We start from the raw sequence: 16,417 nt of genomic DNA on the forward strand, positions 1-16,417 counted from the left end.
CCTTACGGTGAGGCACCGCGCTGGTACCGACAGCTGCCGGGCATGGAGCGACCCCGAGGAGCCCCGGCTCAGCCGGTGCCCCCACCCCTGCTGACACTCTGTTGCGCTCCAGGGTATGCCGGGGTCCACCCGGTGGGCAGACTTTCGGACAACCGGAAACGCGCCACCGCGCCCGGGTGCCGCACAGTGACACAATGCCCGCTTTCACTGAACGACACCCGGTGACGCCGCATCAGGACGATAACAACACGCAGGGCACCGGCCGCTCGGGGCCGCCTCGAATCAGCCCTCGGCGGGCGCCTCCTGCGGCTCGACGGCCTCCTCCGGCTCCGGAAGTCCCAGGTGGGCGCGGGCGGCCGACGGCCCGTCGGCGAGCAGGACGGCGAAGCCCGCGTCATCCAGCACCGGCAGTCCGAGCTGAACGGCCTTGTCGTACTTGGAGCCCGGGTTGTCACCGGCGACCACAAAATCGGTCTTCTTCGAAACCGAGCCGGTCACCTTCGCTCCGCGCGAGGTCAGCGCCTCCTTGGCGCCGTCCCGGGTGTGCCCGGCCAGGGTGCCGGTGACGACCACGGTCAGGCCTTCCAGCGGGCGCTCCGCCTCCTCCTCGTCCGCGAACTCCTCGGTGAAGCTGACGCCGGCGGCGCGCCACTTCTCCAGGATCTCGCGGTGCCACTCCTCCTGGTACCACTCGACCACGGACCGGGCGATGATCGGCCCGACCCCCTCGACGGCGGCCAGCTCCTCCTCGGTGGCCGAGAAGATCCGGTCCAGGTCTCGGAACTCGCGGGCCAGTTCCTGCGCCGCGACCGGGCCCACGTGCCGGATCGAGAGGCCGTTGAGGAACCGCCAGAGCGGGCGGTCCTTCACCTTCTCCAGGTTCTCCAGCAGCACACTGGCGGTCTTCTTCGGATCGCCCTTCTGGTTGGCGAAGAAGGTGGCCTCCTTCTCCTTGCCGGTGCGGTCGTCCAGCTTGGGCATGCCCGTCTTCTGGTCGCGCACCAGCACCTTGATCGGCAGCAGCTGCTCCATCGTCAGCCCGAAGATGTCGCCCTCGTCCTTCACCGGCGCCTCGGCCGGCTCCAGCGGCTGGGTCAGCGCGGTGGCCGCGACGTAGCCGAGGCCGTCGATGTCCAGCGAGGAACGGCCGCCCAGGAAGGCGATCCGCTCGCGGATCTGCGCCGGGCAGAACTGGGCGTTGGGGCAGCGCAGGTCGATGTCGCCCTCGGACATCGGACGCAGCTCGGCCCCGCACTCGTGGCAGTGCGACGGCATCACGAACTCCTGCTCGGTGCCGTCCCGCAGGTCCTCCACCGGCCCGAGGATCTCCGGGATCACGTCTCCGGCCTTGCGCAGCACGATGGTGTCACCGAGCAGCACGCCCTTCGCCTTGACGACCTCCTGGTTGTGCAGCGTCGCGTACTGGACCATCGAGCCGGCCACCTTCACCGGTTCGGCCAGCACCGCGTACGGGGTGGCCCGGCCGGTGCGGCCGATGCCGACCTTGATCTCGGCCAGCTTGCCGGTGACCTCCTCCGGCGGGTACTTCCAGGCGATCGCCCAGCGCGGGGACTTGGAGGTGGAGCCGAGCCGGCCCTGCAGGGCGATCTCGTCGACCTTGACGACCACGCCGTCGATCTCGTGCTCGACCGAGTGCCGCTGCTCCCCGAAGTGCTTGATGAACGCCCGCACTTCGTCGAGGGTCTTGACCACCTTGTTGTGCCGGGCGGTCGGCAGGCCCCACTCGCGCAGCAGGTCGTAGGCGTGCGACTGGTTGTCGATGTCGAAGCCGACCCGGGCGCCGATGCCGTGCACCACCATGTGCAGCGGGCGGGAGGCGGTGACGTGCGGGTCCTTCTGGCGCAGCGAACCGGCGGCGGCGTTGCGGGGGTTGGCGAACAGCTTGAGAAGGGCCTGCGGGCGCTTGCTCTCCTTGGCGCGTGCCTCGTTCTCCGCCTTGCGGCGCTCGTTCTCCGCGGCGAGCGAGCCGTTCAACTCCTCGAAGGCCTCGGTGGGCAGGTAGACCTCGCCGCGGATCTCGACCAGCTCGGGGATGTCGTCGCCCTTGAGCCGGTGCGGGATCTCCTTGATGGTGCGGACGTTGGCGGTGATGTCCTCACCGACCCGGCCGGTGCCCCTGGTCGCGGCGAGCACCAACTCCCCGTGCTCGTACGTGAGGTTGACCGCCAGGCCGTCCACCTTGAGTTCGCACAGGTAGTGGTAGTCGATGCCCGCCAGCTCCCGGGCGACCCGCTCGGCCCAGGCAGCGAGCTCCTCGTCGTCCATGGCGTTGTCCAGACTGAGCAGGCGCTCCCGGTGCTCGACCTTGGTGAAGCCCTCCGCGACGTCGCCGCCCACCTTCTGGGTCGGCGAGTCCGGGGTGATCAGGGCCGGGTGCTCGGCCTCGATCGCCTCCAGCTCGCGCATCAGCGTGTCGAACTCGGCGTCGCTGACGATCGGAGCGTCCTGCTCGTAGTACCGGGCCCGGTGGTCGGTGATCTCCGCCGCCAGTTCGGCGTGCCGCCTGCGCACCTCCGCCGGGATGTCCTCCCAGCCCTCGACAGCCGTCACCGCAAGCCCTCCTACGTTCTCATTCCGGGTTGTCCACCAGGCTCCGTGCCGCCCGTTCGGCGAGCGACAGCGCCTTGCGCGCGTACGCCGGGGAGGCCCCGGCCAGCCCGCAGGTCGGTGTCACCAGCACGCGGCGGCCCAGCAGCTCCGGGGCGAACCCGAGCCTGCGCCACAAGGTCCTGACACCCTGGACACTACCGGCCGGGTCCGACACCGCCTGGTCAGTGGAGGGGACGACACCCGCGAGGATCGTCGTGCCCGCCTCGACCGCCTCGCCGAGGTCGTCGTCCTGGCGCTCGGTGAGGAGCGAGAAGTCGAGCGAGACCCCGGCGACTCCGGCGCGGCGCAGCAGCGGGACCGGGACGTCCGGAGCGCAGCTGTGCACGACCACGGGCGCGTCCAGGCCGCGGATCAGCTCCCGCAGCACCTCCTCGGCGATCTGCCGGTCGACGGCGCGCAGCCGCTGGAAGCCGCTCGCGGTCTTCACCCGGCCCGCGAGGACGGCGGGCAGCGAGGGCTCGTCCAGCTGGAGGACGAGTTGTGCGCCCGGGACGCGCTTGCGGACCTCCGCGAGGTGGCGGCGCAGGCCCTCGGTGAGCGAGCCGGCGATGTCCCGGCAGGCGCCGTGGTCGGCGAGCGCCTTCTCGCCGTGCTTGAGCTCGATGCTCGCCGCCAGCGTCCACGGGCCGACGGCCTGGACCTTGAGGGCGCCCTGGTGGCCCTGGGTGAACTCCTCCAGCGCGTCCAGGTCTTCGCCGAGCCAGGAGTGGGCGCGCCGGGTGTCCCGGCCGGGGCGGTCGGCGAAGCGCCAGCCGCTCGGCTCGGTCTGCGCGAACAGCTCGACCAGCAGGCCGGCGCTGCGGCCGATCATGTCGGCGCCCGGGCCGCGCGCGGGCAACTCGGGCAGGAACGGCAGCTGCTCCAGCGCCCCGGTGGAGGTCTTGGCGGCCTCGCGGGCGTCGGTGCCGGGCAGCGAGCCGACGCCGGTCGCGGCGCCGCGCAGGTCGGGGAAGGGGTGTGGAGTGCTCACCCGTCCGAGCCTACTCATGCGGACGGCCCCGGTGCCGAGCGCGGGGCTCGGGACCGGGGCCGTCGGGTGGTTCGGAAGCGGGATCAGTACCCCTGGCAGCCGAACTCGTCGACCACGAGGTGCAGCGGGGCGCCGCTCGCGTTGTAGAGCGAGACCTTGCCGTCCTTGCCCGGGACCACGACCTGGTCGGGGATGGTCTCGCCAGGCAGGAAGTCGAGGTTCGACGAGCCCTTGCCCCCGTCCTCGGGTGAAGGGCGCGACACATCGTGCCGTGGGCGGCCGGGTGGGACCAGGAAGTTTGGCTGGACTCCGTGGTGCGGGCGGTCGGCCGGGCCGACTGCCCGCACCACGGTGGCCTACTGCCCCGGGCGGACGGTGAGGTCGGTGATCTCGGCGTCCCGGGAGGCGTCCAGGGCGGCGATGATCGCCTTGGCCACGGACTCCGGGGCGATCCAGCGGCCGGCGTCGTACTCCTTGCCCTCCTGCTGGTGCACCTTGACCTGCATCGCGGTGGCGGTGCGGCCGGGGTAGACCGAGGTGACCCGGACGCCGTTCGCGTGCTCCTCCTGGCGCAGCGCGTCGGCCAGCGCCTTGAGGCCGTGCTTGCTGGCCGCGTACGCCGACCACTCGGCGTGGGCGGTGAGACCGGCGCCGGAGTTGACGAAGACCACGTGGCCCTTGGCGAGGCGGAGCGAGGGCAGCAGCAGCCGGGTCAGCTCGGCGGGGGCGACCAGGTTGACGTTGAGCGTCTCCTGCCAGGCCTTCACCGGCAGGTCGCCGACCGTGCCGAGCTCGACCGTGCCCGCGACGTGCAGCAGCGAGTCGAGGGTGACGGGCAGCTGCTGGTGCCCGAAGGCCCAGGACAGCTTGCCGGGGTCACCGAGGTCCCCGACCAGGGTGCGGGCGCCCGGGAAGCGGTCGCGCAGCTCGGCGGCCCGACGGGCGTCGCGGGCCAGCAGCCAGAGCTCGTCCCCGCGTTCGGCGAGCTTCTCGGTCAGGACGGCGCCGATGCCGGAACCGGCGCCGGTGATCAGATGTGCAGCCATGACTCCGATCCTCTCAGGCCTTGAGCTGCGCAAACACCTCGGTGGGCGTGTCGGCGAAGCTGATCAGCTCGGAGAGCGGCCGCGGCAGGAAGCCTTCGGCGTCCATCCGCTCCAGCTGGGTACGCAGGCCTGCGTAGAAGCCCTCGGTGTCCAGGACGACCACCGGCTTGTCGAAGATCCCGTGCTTCTTGAGCTCCAGCACCTCGGTGACCTCGTCCATGGTCCCCAGCCCGCCGACCAGCACCACGATGGCGTCCGCGCGGGCAGCCAACTCCCGCTTCCGCTCGGCCAGATCGGCGGTCATGACGAGCTCGTCGGCGCCGACGTAACCCTTGTGCTTGAGCATCTCGACCAGCACGCCGACCAGTCGGCCGCCCGTCGCCTTCACCTCGTCGGCCAGCAGGCCCATCAGCCCGGCGTCGGACCCGCCCCAGACCAGGGTGTGGCCGCCCTCCCCCAGGAGCCGGGCGAACTCGGCGGCGGGGGCGGTGTAGCGGTCATCGAGCGAGTACGCGGAGCAGAAAACGCAGATATTCATAATGCCGACTGGTCTATCACGCCCCACCGCCCCCGCTCACCCGGTTTGGCCGCCACCCGTCGTGCGTACCTGCGAGGTGCGGCATCCGGACCGCACCATCGCGCGATCCCCCAGGTCAGCCATGCCGGACCAGGTGTCGGGAAGTCCTCCGGCCGGGTGAGCCGACCGGCGAACGCTCGATGGCGGGGTGCCTTACGGGGGGCTAGTCATGTCCTTGACGCCCTGTCGGGCCACCGTGCGGAAACGGTGTCCAGGGGCTTCACGTGTCGGCTTCACTGAAAGGACATACACGACATGGCTGGCATCACGATGCGTCGGCGGATTCCCGCTCTTCTCGCGGCAACCGGGTTGGCCGTACTGGCCACTACAGGAGCGGCTCAGGCGGACACTCCGGTGAACCATGCGGCATCCGGCGGAGTGCCCTGCAAATGGGTCGACCAGGGCGCCACGGTTCCCGGTCCGGCCGCCGACCCCTCCGGACCGGACGGGAAGGAACACTGCAAGGTCGACGTCGGCGCGAAGATCGTCGCCACCAACCCGCAGATCATCCCGACGAACACCCAAACCAAGATCACCTTCACCCAGGCCGAGTTCGACACGGACTCGATGTTCAACCCGGTGAACTCGACCCTCGTGGTCCACACGCCCGGACGCTACTACCTCCAGGGGAAGCTCTTCTGGGGCTTCGTCCCGAACACGAGCGCCCTCCGTCAACTGGAAATTCTGGTCAACGGCGTTCTGGTCTCCGAGGCCGAGACGGACGCCGCGAACGCCAACGATGCTACGCAGGACACCGACACGATCGTCGACCTGAAGGCCGGTGACGTGATCGAGCTCGACGCCTTCCAGAACACGGGCAGCAGCGCCGACTCGGTGCTCTTCACCAACAACGCCGGGCAGACCATCTTCCCGCAGCTGGTGGCCGAGCGGCTCGCCCCGTAGCCCTCCCACGGCGAAGCGTCCCAGGGGCGCCGGCCTCCTCGCCCGGCGCCCCTGGGACGTCCACGGGGAACCCGCAGGCCCTAAGGTGCTGCGCGTGCGTCACCTAGAGATATCCGACCTGATCACGGCGGTGGATCCGCGCGACGGCCGACGGCTCCCGGTCCGGCGCGGCGAAGTCGTCCGGCAGCTGCGCGAGAACGGGGACGAACGCGCGGCCAGGATCGTCGCCGGGCTGCCCGTCGACCAGGACGGCGCACTCGACCCGGAGGCCGTGGACCGGTTGCTGATCAGCGTGCACACCGAGCTCCAGCAGCTGAGCGAGGAACTCCGCATCGGCGAACGCCTGGTCCACGTACTCGGCCCGCTCTTCGCCGCGATCCGGGCTGACAGCGGCCGGCCCGGTCCGTATCGCCTGGTCGACATCGGCTGCGGCCTCGGCTACCTGGTCCGCTGGCTGGCGGCCACCGACGCCCTCGGCCCCGACGTCGAACTGGTCGGAGTCGACCTCAACGCCGCCCTGGTCGGCGAGGCCGACCGCCTCGCCCGGGCGGAGGGGCTCAACTGCCGCTTCGTGCACGGAAACGCCTTCGCACTGCCCGAGGCCGCGACCGCCTACGTCTCCACCGGCGTACTGCACCACTTCCGCGGTACGGCCCTGACCGAGTTCTTCCAGGCCCAGGCCGCCTCACCCGCGCTCGCCTTCTGCCACTTCGACATCGCCGCGACCCGACTCGCGCCCGTCGGCGCCTGGATCTTCCACCTCGCCCGGATGCGCCACCCACTCGGCCGCCACGACGGCGTCGTCTCCGCGCTGCGCGCGCACAGCGACGAGGTGCTGCTGCGGGCCGCCGCGGCACCCGGGATGCGCGCGCTGGTGTACGAGCCACGCGGCTTGTCGAACCCGTTCTGCACCACGCTGCGCCCGGTCATCGGGGTGCGCCCGCCCCTGGAGGCGTCGCTCCGCCGGGCCCTCGGCCGGGCCGCCCGCCGCATGGTCGGCGCTGAGCACCTCGCCGAGGCCACCCGATGACGCCCGCCGTGCCCCTCGCCCTCCTCGGCCTGGTCGACGCGACGTGCAGCGGCTTCCGCGCCTACGCCGGACGCGACGCCCGCATCCGCAAACACCGGGCCGCCGTCCGAGCCGCCCTGCGCGGCCTGGCCACCGGGGCCGTCCTGCTGCTCGCCCCCGCACTGACCGCCGCCCTCCTGCTGCTGACGGCTCCCGACCAGGCCCGGACCTACGCCACCCTGGCCGCAGGCGGCAACGGGTACCTGCTCCCGCTCGTCCCCTACGCCGCAGCCGTACTGCTCTCCCTCGCCGCCTACTTCACCCTGCCGTTCCGCGCCAGCACGCTCGCGATGGTCATCGGCCTCGGCCCGCTGACCCTGCTGCGCCCGCTCGCCGTCGCCGTCGCCTGCCTCGGCGCGGTCCTGGGCGGCGGCGGCGCGTCCGGTCTGCTGGTCGGCGCGGTCGCGGGCGCCGCCATGCTGTGCGTCGAACCCCTGGTGCACCGGCGCTGGTACCAGCGGGCGCAGTAGGCAACTCCCTTGCCCGGCGGCCCGCTCGGCGAGCAGGCCGCCGGGATCGGGGGCGCTACGAGCGGGTTGAGCTCATCGGCCGGCAGTTCCCGAGCATCAGTCCTTGTACGGAACGAGCTTCGAGAGGCTCAGCGTGAAGCCGAAGGGCTCCGGAATGGTGATCGCGTCGCCGAACTTCCGGTCGCTGCGGGTGTGGTACCGGTCATGGTTCGGCTCGGAGAACAGCGTCACCGTCTGCTGGCGCGGGTCCACGATCAGATAGAGCGGGATGCGCATCACGGCGTAGTCGTGCAGCTTGTCCATCCAGTCGTTGCCCGGACTGGACGGCGAGACGATCTCCACAGCGATCAGGGCTTCCGCGGCGGGGGCCTTGTTGCCCGGCTCGGACAGGACGTCGATGGGAAGGTAGGTCAGGTCCGGCTCCCGCCCCTTGGAGACGTCCGGGCTGACGATCTCGCTCCGCTCGCTGGGGAGATAGCCGTCCGGAGCGTGCTGCTCGAACTGTCGGCGCACCTGGGCCACGTTGAGCTGATGGATGTTGGACGGCGATGCCTGCATGATCAGGGTGTCGCCGGACCATTCGATCCGGATGCCGTCCGGGGCGATCCGCTCCAGCTCCTCGATGAAGTCGCGATGCTGCTCGTAGAAGGTCATGCCGTCCCCTCCGGCTGGCGTCCAGGGCTGTCGTCGGCCGTGAGGCGAGGCCGGCCCCACGCGGTTCCACCCACTATGACCGACCGCACCCGCGTTCCCCGCCCGTGTCCATCTGGTCGAGCAGATTTCGGCCGTCGTGGTTCCGGATGCTCGGTGCCTTGTCGTCCCGAAGCGCATCCAGTAGGCGCACGGCGTAGACCTCGGCCATACGGTCGGAGACCTCGGCCGGTGTGAGCCAATCGACTTCAACCGACTCGTCCGAGAGCCGCTCGGCACCGCTCTCCGGTCGGCAGCGGAAGACGAGGGCGACGATCCCCCGGCTCACGTTCTTGTAGACGCCGGTCAGCCGCTCCACGCCGACCTTGATCCCGGTCTCCTCGTAGACCTCGCGGCGCACGCCGTCCTCAAACGACTCGGTCAGTTCCAGCACCCCGCCCGGTGGCTCCCAGGTTCCGTTGTCGGCCCGCCGGATCGCCAGCACCCTGCCGTCCTCGCGCACCACCGCCCCGGCGACGGACACCGAGTGGAGCGGCGTTGACTGGGGTTTCACGCTCGCGCCACCGGACGGAGCAGGTCGAGAACATGGGTCCAGCTGTAACTGTCACGGCCACCGCCGGACTTCGGCTTATGGGGAACGTAGTCGCCGATCAAAACGCCCATCGAACGGAGTCGAGCCAGGCTCTCCGCATACGCCGGGTGGGCTGCTTGGGCGGAGTTGACGTAGGGCTGAACTGCCACCGGGGTGCCGAGACCGCATGCCTCACAGAGGACGCCGAGCGCGAGCGTGTCGGAGATGCCCGCCGCCCACTTGTTGATGGTGTTGAACGTCGCAGGAGCAACCGCGATGGCGTCGGCCGGAGGCAGCGGCTGTGGGACGTTGGGGGTGCGCCAGGCGGAACGGATGGGATAGCCGGTCTGAGCCTCGATGGCTTGCGGGTCTATGAAGCCGAGAGCGCTCGGTGTGGCGATCACGCCGACCTTCCAGCCCTCGGCGTGGGCGGCGGTGATCAGCGCGCCCACACCGTCAGCGATTCCCGAGGCGCAGACGATGACGTAGAGGAACGGCTCGCGATGCTCGGTCAAATCTGGGCTCCCAACTCCTGGCAGAAACGGCGAAGTTCCGGAACGGTACCGCGCCGGTCGCGGGCGGCCATGTCGCCGACCAATTCCAGGATGCTGGGACGTCGGCGGATGTCCTCCGATGCACAGCTCTCCGCGACTCTGAGCGCTTGGTATCCCTCGGCCAGTCTGCCTTGTTGGCTGTACGCTCGTGCGGCATCCACCCACAGCGCGGCCCTCCGCTCCGGAACCGGGATGCGGCGACGCATCAGGGGTTGGGCAGCGGCCAGTGCCACACCAGCGTCACCGAGAACCACGGCGGAACTGACTTCATGGAGTGCGACGTTGGTCGGGCTGAAGTTTGCCCAGGAATCGGAGCCATCGAGATCGACGTAACGCGCGACATCCTGAGCCTCGGCCAAGAACTCCGCCGCCGTCGCACGGTCTCCGCCCGTACTCGCCGCCGTCACGCCACGAAGAAGCATGAGCCCCAATGCGGCGAGGTGTTCAGGCGATCGCCGATCATAACCGCCGGCGAGTTGGTCGGCGGTGTGGCGGATGAGGCTGATGGCAGGTGCGGTGTGCCTGTCACGGGCAAGAACGTGCGCCTGGACACGAACACTGGAAGCCATCACTCCCCGGACGACCCCGTTCCGCAGCGCTGAACGGGCCCGGCCGTCCGCACCGGACGGCCGGGCGGCGACCGATCACGGCTGTTGGAAGAGCACCTCCGGGTTCGCCGCCGACGGGCCGTCGAGCAGGGGCTGGTGGATGCCCTTCAGGGTCTGGTCGAAGAAGGCTCCGACGTACTCCCGGGTCAGCTGCATCCCGCGCTCCGGCGAGGTGGTCGTCCCCGGGGGGAGCGGCAGACCGGCCTCGGCGGCCAGGATCTCGACGTCCGTGAAGCTGGCGTGGTTGGTGCCCGCGACGGCCAGCCAGGGCTTGTAGCCCTCCCAGCCCGCCCAGGTCTGTCCCCAGGACGTCTCCCCGCCGCCGACGGCGTGGTCGCTCTGCTTGCCGAGCAGGAGGAACGAGCGCCCCTCCAGCTTGTCGGTCGGAACCGGCGGATCGAACTGTCCGTCCATGTTCACCCCGGCCAGGAATCGCTGGTCCTCGGCCATCGCGTTCAGCGTCGACGCGCCGCCTTTCGAGTGCCCGGCCATGCCGATGCGGTCGCGGTCGATCAGGTGCGCCAGGCGCCAGGCCGGGTGGTGCCCGGTCAGCCGGTCCAGGACGAAGGACACGTCCTTCGCCCGGCTGTCTGGGAGGGAGTCCGGCGCGCCGCTGTCGCACAGTGCGCATCCCGGGGTGGTGCCGTCGGCGAGCGTCTCGCCGGAGTCCTCGTAGGTGTGGCCGACCAGGGCCACCACGTAGCCGTGGCTGGCCAGGTCGGTCGCCAGGCCGGTCAGCGTGGCGCGGGGGTTTTCGAAGCCCGGGGAGAGGACCACCAGCGGGAACTTCCCGCCGACGGCCTTCGCGCCGGCGAAGGCGTGGGTGTCGGTGTTCACGAGGTCCTGCGGCTGGAGCCCGATACCGGCTGGAACCCTCGTCGCCACGAAGCCCTGCGCCTCGCCGAACGCCATGTACGGGGCGGGCTCGCCGGTGCCGGCGTGGGCCGGGTAGAACATCGACACCGCCAGCTGCCGCGGCCCGGCCGAGGGCACCCAGGGGTCGGTGCGACTCTGGTCGGTCAGGTGCAGCACCTCCTCCCCGGCCGCGTACGGCCCGGTCGGGCGGGGCAGCTCGCCGTGGAAGGCGACGGGGGCCGAGGCGGCGGCCACCGTGGGGGACGGCGACGGCGAGGCCATCGCGGCCCCGGCCAGCGGAAGCGGAAGGGCGAGGACGAGGGCTGCGATGGCCGCGATACGGCGGGATCGGTTCATGGCCTCGACGTTAGGTTCGCGGCCCGACCTCCCGAATCAGCCCGACGAATGCCATCTCCGGCCGTGGTCATCCGCGCGATTCAGCGGCGTCATCCCTTCGGATGACGCCGCCCTGGCCCGCTCAGGCGTTGACGGCCGGGCGCTCGGTGGTGGCGATGGTGGCGGAGCCGATGACGCGGGTGCCGTCGTACAGCACGACGGCCTGGCCGGGGGCGATGCCGCGCGCCGGGGTGTCCAGGCGGACGTGGAGTTCGCCGTCGACCATGGCGGCCGTGACGGGCACCTCTTCGCCGTGGGCACGCAGCTGGGCGGTGTAACGGCCCTCGACCAGCTGCTCGCTGCCGCACCAGCGGGGGCGGATGGCGGTCAGCGCGGTGACGTCGAGGCCCTCGACCGGGCCGACGGTGACGGTGTTGTTCACCGGGGAGATGTCCAGCACGTAGCGCGGCTTGCCGTCGGCCGCCGGGCGGCCGATCCGCAGGCCCTTGCGCTGACCGATGGTGAAGCCGTACGCGCCGTCGTGCTCGCCGAGCTTGGTGCCGTCGACGTCGAGGATGTCGCCGGTGGCGGTGCCGAGGTGCTTGGCCAGGAAGCCCTGGGTGTCGCCGTCGGCGATGAAGCAGATGTCGTGGCTGTCGGGCTTCTTGGCGACGGCCAGGCCCCGGCGCTCGGCCTCCTCGCGGATGGCTTCCTTGGTGGTGTCGCCGAGCGGGAAGAGCGAGTGGGCGAGCTGGTCGGCGTCGAGCACGCCGAGGACGTAGGACTGGTCCTTGGCGGCATCGACGGCGCGGTGGAGCTCGCGCTCCCCGGACGGCAGGTCGACGATCCGGGCGTAGTGGCCGGTGCAGACCGCGTCAAAGCCCAGCGCGATCGCCTTGTCCAGCAGCGCGGCGAACTTGATCTTCTCGTTGCAGCGCAGGCAGGGGTTGGGGGTCCGCCCGGCCGCGTACTCGGCGACGAAGTCGTCGATCACGTCCTCGCGGAAGCGCTCGGCGAGGTCCCAGACGTAGAAGGGGATGCCGATCACGTCGGCCGCCCGCCAGGCGTCCCGGGAGTCCTCGATGGTGCAGCAGCCGCGCGCCCCCATACGGAAGGACTGCGGGTTCGCGGACAGCGCCAGGTGGACGCCGGTCACCTCGTGCCCCGCTTCGACGGCGCGGGCGGCGGCGACGGCGGAGTCGACTCCGCCGGACATCGCCGCGAGCACGCGCAGACGGCCGGTGGACGGTGTGGTCGGGGCACCCGGGAAGTCAGTCATGGTGACTACAAGAGTACGGGGCCGTCGAACATGCCCGGCCCCGTACCGGAGCTACCGCCGGACGGACGCCAGACCGGCGTTTCGGGCGCGCTGGACGGCCGGGGCGATGGCCTCGACCAGCGCCGTGACGTCCCCGCGCACCGAGGTGTGACCGAGCGAGAACCGCAGCGAGGCACGGGCGAGCAGCGGGTCCACGCCCATCGCCAGCAGCACGTGGCTGGGCTGCGGCACCCCGGCCGAGCAGGCCGAGCCGGTGGAGCACTCGATGCCCTGGGCGTCCAGCAGCATCAGCAGCGCGTCGCCCTCGCAGCCGGGGAAGGAGAAGTGGGCGTTGGCGGGCAGCCGGCCCTCGGCGGCCGGGTCGCCGTTGAGGACCGCGTCCGGTACGGCGGCCAGCACCCCGGCCACCAGTTCGTCGCGCAGCGCGCCCAGGGTGACCGCGTGCTCGGCGCGGTGCTCGACGGCCCAGGCCGCGGCGGCCGCGAAGCCGGCGGCGGCGGGGGCGTCCAGGGTGCCGGAGCGCACGTCGCGCTCCTGCCCGCCGCCGTGCAGCAGCGGGACGGGCGCGGCGCCGCGGGAGAGCAGCAGCGCGCCGATGCCGAACGGGCCGCCGATCTTGTGCCCGGTGACGGTGAGCGCGGTGAGCCCCGACTCGGCGAAGGAGACCGGGACCTGACCGAGCGCCTGCACCGCGTCGGCGTGCACCGGGATGCCGTACTCGGCGGCCACGGCGGCGAGTTCGCGCACCGGCTGGACGGTGCCGACCTCGTTGTTGGCCCACATCACGGTGACCAGCGCGACCGAGGAGGGGTCGCGCTCGATCGCCTCGCGCAGCGCCTCGGGGTGCACCCGGCCGTACCCGTCCACCGGCAGGTAGTCGACCGACGCGCCCTCGTGCTCGGAGAGCCAGTGCACCGCGTCCAGCACCGCGTGGTGCTCGACCGGGCTGCACAGCACCCGGGTGCGGGCCGGATCGGCGTCCCGGCGGGCCCAGTACAGGCCCTTGACGGCCAGGTTGTCGGACTCGGTGCCGCCGCCGGTGAGCACGATCTCGCTCGGGCGGGCACCCAGCGACTCGGCCAGCGACTCGCGGGACTCCTCGACCACCCGGCGGGCCCGGCGGCCGGCCGCGTGCAGGGACGAGGCGTTGCCGACCACCCCCAGGTGCGCCGACATCGCGGCGATCGCCTCGGGCAGCATCGGCGTGGTCGCTGCATGGTCCAGGTATGGCATAACCATCCGATTGTAGAGGGCACCCCGGTACCGCGATCCAGGCCTGCGCACCGATCCGGCCACCGCGGCGCGGGCCGGCCGGAGGGCGGTGTCCGGGACTGGTTCGCACCACGGCGGTCCGGGACTGGTTTGTACCACTGCGCCGCCCAGCGGTTAGCCTGACGAACACTTCTCAAGCGAGTTCCAGGGGGGCGTCATGTCGCAGTCGGTCGACCGCGCGCTGACCCTGCTCGGCTCGCTCGGCGACGGACCGCTCTCGCTGGAGCAGGCCGCGAGCAGCCTCGGGGTGCACAAGTCCACCGCGCTGCGGCTGCTGCGCACCCTGGAGGAGCACGGCTTCGTCCGGCGCCAGCCCGACCTTCGCTACCGGGTCGGCGGCCGGGTGCTCTCGCTGGCCCACCGGGCGCTGGAGGACTTCGACGTCCGGCAGGTGGCCGCGCCCTACCTGGCCGCGCTCAACGCGCGCTGCGGCTACACCGTCCAACTGGCCGTGCTGCACGACGGCGAGGTGCTCTACCTGGACGAGGTGGCCGGGCCCTGGGCTGCCCGGCCGTCGCGGATCGGACGCCGGGCGCCGGTCACCGGGACGGCGGTCGGCCGGGTGCTGCTCGCCGGGCTGCCCGCGGACGGGCCGTGCGAGGAGGCCGAGCTGGCGGCGGTGCGCCTGCGCGGCTGGGCGGCCGAGTCGGCCGAGCACCGGGAGCCGGTGACCTGCGTGGCCGCGCCGGTCGCGGGCAGCGGCGGACGGACGGTCGCGGCCTGCGCGCTGAGCGCCCCGGCCAGTCAGGTGCGGCTGGCCGAACTGGCCCGGATGGTGCCGGAGCTGCTCTGCACGGCCGAGGCGATCTCGCTCGCGTACGGCGGCTCGCCTACTCCTCGCTGGTGCGAGAACCGTTGCGGTGCCAGGCCCGCGGGGCGCGCCAGCCGTACTTCAGGGCGAGCATCCGCAGCCCGAAGGCGGTGAGCGCGGCGGCGGTGCCGGTGACGCCGGTGAGCCGGTTCGCGCCGATCAGCACGGCCACCAGGGCGGCGCCGACCAGGGCCGGGACGGCGTAGATCTCCCGGTCCCAGCGCAGCAGCGAGGGGATCTCCCCGGCCAGCACGTCGCGGATCACGCCGCCGCCGGCCGCGGTCACCATGCCGAGCGCGACGGCGGCGACCGCGCCCAGCCCGTAGTCGTGCGCCTTGGCGGTGCCGGTGACGCAGAACAGCCCGAGGCCGAGGGCGTCCAGGGTCTGCACCGCCCGGTTGATCCGCTCGACCTCGGGGTGCAGGAAGAACACCACCAGTGCGGCGGCCAGCGGGGTGAGGAAGTAGCCGAGGTTGGTGAAGGCGGCCACCGGGGTCGCGCCGATCACCAGGTCGCGCATCACCCCGCCGCCCAGGGCCGTGACCTCGGCCAGCACACAGATCCCGAAGATGTCCATGTTCTTGCGGACGGCGAGCAGCGCTCCGGAGAGCGCGAAGACGAAGATGCCGACGAGGTCCAGCGACTGCTGCACGTCGGAGGGGAAGATCTGCGAGGTCACCACACAACTATGACCTGTCCGGAATCCTCCCCTCCGATGCGCCCGAGCTCAGCCCTCGTTCTCGGGGAAGTGGCAGGCCACCTGGTGCCCGGTCTTCAGCGCCGTCAGCGGCGGCTCCTGGGTGGCGCACACCTCCTGCGCCTTCCAGCAGCGCGTCCGGAACCGGCAGCCGCTGGGCGGGTTGATCGGCGAGGGCACGTCGCCCTTGAGCAGGATCCGCTCGCGCCCGGCCCGCTGGCGCCGGCGCGGGTCCGGCACCGGGACCGCCGACATCAGGGCGTTGGTGTACGGGTGCATCGGGCTGCGGTAGAGCGAGTCCCGGTCGGCGATCTCGACGATCTTGCCGAGGTACATCACCGCCACCCGGTCCGAGACGTGCCGGACCACCGAGAGGTCGTGCGCGATGATCAGGTAGGTCAGGCCCAGCTCCCGCTGCAGGTCGTCCAGCAGGTTGACCACCTGCGCCTGGATCGACACGTCCAGCGCGGAGACCGGCTCGTCCGCGACGATCATCTTCGGCTTGAGCGCGAGCGCCCGGGCGATGCCGATGCGCTGGCGCTGGCCGCCGGAGAACTCGTGCGGGTAGCGGTTGTAGTGCTCGGGGCTGAGCCCGCACAGCTCCAGCAGCTCCTGGACGGCCTTCTTGACCCCGCCCTCGGGCTGCACGCCCTGGAGCTTGAACGGCGCGCTGACGATGGTGCCGACGGTGTGCCGGGGATTCAGCGAGGAGTACGGGTCCTGGAAGATCATCTGGATGTCGCGGCGCATCGGCCGCATCGCGCCGATGCCCAGGTGGCTGATGTCGGTGCCCTCGAACTCGATCGTCCCGGCGGTGGGTTCGTCGAGCCTGGTGACCAGCCGGCCCATGGTCGACTTGCCGCAGCCGGACTCGCCGACGACGCCCAGCGTCTCACCGGCGTTGACCGTGAAGTCGATGCCGTCGACGGCCCGCACCGCGCCGGTCTGGCGCCGCAGCAGTCCGCCGCGGATCGGGAAGTGCCGGGTCAGGCCGGTCACCCTCAGCAGCGGCTCGCGGTCGGAGGCGGGCGCCGGGGAAGCCCCACTTCCACGCGAGAGGGGCGTGGCCCCCTGAGTGTCCGTCATCGGTTCTCTCCAGAAAGGTGGTACGAGGCCG

The 16,417-nt window shown here is 71.6% G+C and carries 17 protein-coding genes and 1 pseudogene; 4 read left to right on the plus strand and 14 right to left on the minus strand.

Going from position 1 to position 16,417, the window contains the following annotated elements; genetic code table 11:
- Positions 1 to 282: 282 nt before the first annotated feature.
- The 5 genes from ligA to ACZ3UD_RS06920 all read right to left on the minus strand — a co-directional run bounded on the left by ligA (position 283) and on the right by ACZ3UD_RS06920 (position 5,185).
- Positions 283 to 2,571: an NAD-dependent DNA ligase LigA gene (gene ligA / locus ACZ3UD_RS06900; protein WP_465583089.1), complete on the minus strand. Its 2,289-nt coding sequence runs from the start codon at positions 2,569 to 2,571 to the stop codon at positions 283 to 285.
- Positions 2,572 to 2,590: 19 nt separating this feature from the next.
- Positions 2,591 to 3,619 (minus strand): methionine synthase, encoded by a 1,029-nt coding sequence (locus ACZ3UD_RS06905; protein WP_465583092.1) that lies wholly within the window; start codon positions 3,617 to 3,619, stop codon positions 2,591 to 2,593.
- Positions 3,620 to 3,684: 65 nt separating this feature from the next.
- Positions 3,685 to 3,864, minus strand: a complete 180-nt coding sequence (locus tag ACZ3UD_RS06910) for an N-acetylmuramoyl-L-alanine amidase (protein WP_465583095.1) — start codon at positions 3,862 to 3,864, stop codon at positions 3,685 to 3,687.
- A 93-nt stretch (positions 3,865 to 3,957) separates the two neighbouring features.
- Positions 3,958 to 4,647 carry an SDR family oxidoreductase gene (locus ACZ3UD_RS06915; protein ID WP_465583098.1) on the minus strand — a complete coding sequence of 230 codons (690 nt, stop codon included), beginning with the start codon at positions 4,645 to 4,647 and terminating at the stop codon, positions 3,958 to 3,960.
- 13 nt (positions 4,648 to 4,660) lie between these two features.
- Positions 4,661 to 5,185, minus strand: a complete 525-nt coding sequence (locus ACZ3UD_RS06920) for an LOG family protein (protein ID WP_465583100.1) — start codon at positions 5,183 to 5,185, stop codon at positions 4,661 to 4,663.
- 393 nt (positions 5,186 to 5,578) lie between these two features.
- Here ACZ3UD_RS06920 and ACZ3UD_RS06925 point away from each other — a divergent pair, with 393 nt between their 5' ends.
- From ACZ3UD_RS06925 to ACZ3UD_RS06935, 3 genes are all read left to right on the plus strand, one after another.
- Positions 5,579 to 6,127 carry a hypothetical protein gene (locus tag ACZ3UD_RS06925; protein ID WP_465583103.1) on the plus strand — a complete coding sequence of 183 codons (549 nt, stop codon included), beginning with the start codon at positions 5,579 to 5,581 and terminating at the stop codon, positions 6,125 to 6,127.
- 94 nt (positions 6,128 to 6,221) lie between these two features.
- Positions 6,222 to 7,157, plus strand: a complete 936-nt coding sequence (locus tag ACZ3UD_RS06930) for a class I SAM-dependent methyltransferase (RefSeq protein WP_465583106.1) — start codon at positions 6,222 to 6,224, stop codon at positions 7,155 to 7,157.
- An 8-nt stretch (positions 7,158 to 7,165) separates the two neighbouring features.
- Positions 7,166 to 7,666, plus strand: coding sequence for a hypothetical protein (locus ACZ3UD_RS06935; RefSeq protein WP_465583108.1), 501 nt, complete (start codon positions 7,166 to 7,168; stop codon positions 7,664 to 7,666).
- Positions 7,667 to 7,762: 96 nt separating this feature from the next.
- On the opposite strand, the gene ACZ3UD_RS06940 is transcribed toward ACZ3UD_RS06935, so the two are convergent.
- The 7 genes and pseudogenes from ACZ3UD_RS06940 to ACZ3UD_RS06970 form a co-directional block, all read right to left on the minus strand.
- A complete protein-coding gene (locus ACZ3UD_RS06940) occupies positions 7,763 to 8,320 on the minus strand; it encodes a Uma2 family endonuclease (protein WP_465583110.1) in 558 nt (185 codons plus the stop codon).
- A 73-nt stretch (positions 8,321 to 8,393) separates the two neighbouring features.
- Complete coding sequence (locus tag ACZ3UD_RS06945; protein ID WP_465583642.1) at positions 8,394 to 8,840, minus strand: NUDIX hydrolase; 447 nt, start codon at positions 8,838 to 8,840, stop codon at positions 8,394 to 8,396.
- A gap of 26 nt (positions 8,841 to 8,866) precedes the next feature.
- Entirely contained in the window at positions 8,867 to 9,403 is a 537-nt protein-coding gene (locus ACZ3UD_RS06950; protein ID WP_465583113.1) for a flavoprotein, read from the minus strand.
- A pseudogene (locus ACZ3UD_RS06955) lies at positions 9,400 to 10,062 on the minus strand (hypothetical protein); the annotation flags it as partial. The gene ACZ3UD_RS06950 and the pseudogene ACZ3UD_RS06955, both read right to left, overlap by 4 nt.
- 24 nt (positions 10,063 to 10,086) lie before the next feature.
- Positions 10,087 to 11,262: an alpha/beta hydrolase family protein gene (locus ACZ3UD_RS06960; RefSeq protein ID WP_465583116.1), complete on the minus strand. Its 1,176-nt coding sequence runs from the start codon at positions 11,260 to 11,262 to the stop codon at positions 10,087 to 10,089.
- Positions 11,263 to 11,383: 121 nt separating this feature from the next.
- Complete coding sequence (gene mnmA / locus ACZ3UD_RS06965) at positions 11,384 to 12,520, minus strand: tRNA 2-thiouridine(34) synthase MnmA (RefSeq protein WP_465583119.1); 1,137 nt, start codon at positions 12,518 to 12,520, stop codon at positions 11,384 to 11,386.
- 51 nt (positions 12,521 to 12,571) lie between these two features.
- On the minus strand, positions 12,572 to 13,753 hold the full coding sequence (locus tag ACZ3UD_RS06970; protein ID WP_465583121.1) for a cysteine desulfurase family protein: 1,182 nt from the start codon (positions 13,751 to 13,753) through the stop codon (positions 12,572 to 12,574).
- 196 nt (positions 13,754 to 13,949) lie between these two features.
- Between ACZ3UD_RS06970 and ACZ3UD_RS06975 the strand changes: the two genes are divergently transcribed.
- Positions 13,950 to 14,717: an IclR family transcriptional regulator gene (locus ACZ3UD_RS06975; RefSeq protein WP_465583124.1), complete on the plus strand. Its 768-nt coding sequence runs from the start codon at positions 13,950 to 13,952 to the stop codon at positions 14,715 to 14,717.
- Here ACZ3UD_RS06975 and ACZ3UD_RS06980 read toward each other — a convergent pair.
- Entirely contained in the window at positions 14,623 to 15,282 is a 660-nt protein-coding gene (locus ACZ3UD_RS06980; RefSeq protein WP_387623768.1) for a trimeric intracellular cation channel family protein, read from the minus strand. The genes ACZ3UD_RS06975 and ACZ3UD_RS06980 overlap by 95 nt on opposite strands.
- A gap of 48 nt (positions 15,283 to 15,330) precedes the next feature.
- Positions 15,331 to 16,386, minus strand: a complete 1,056-nt coding sequence (locus ACZ3UD_RS06985; RefSeq protein ID WP_465583128.1) for an ABC transporter ATP-binding protein — start codon at positions 16,384 to 16,386, stop codon at positions 15,331 to 15,333.
- Between the last annotated feature and the right edge of the window lie 31 nt (positions 16,387 to 16,417).

This window comes from Kitasatospora sp. NPDC023118 (genome assembly GCF_055560875.1).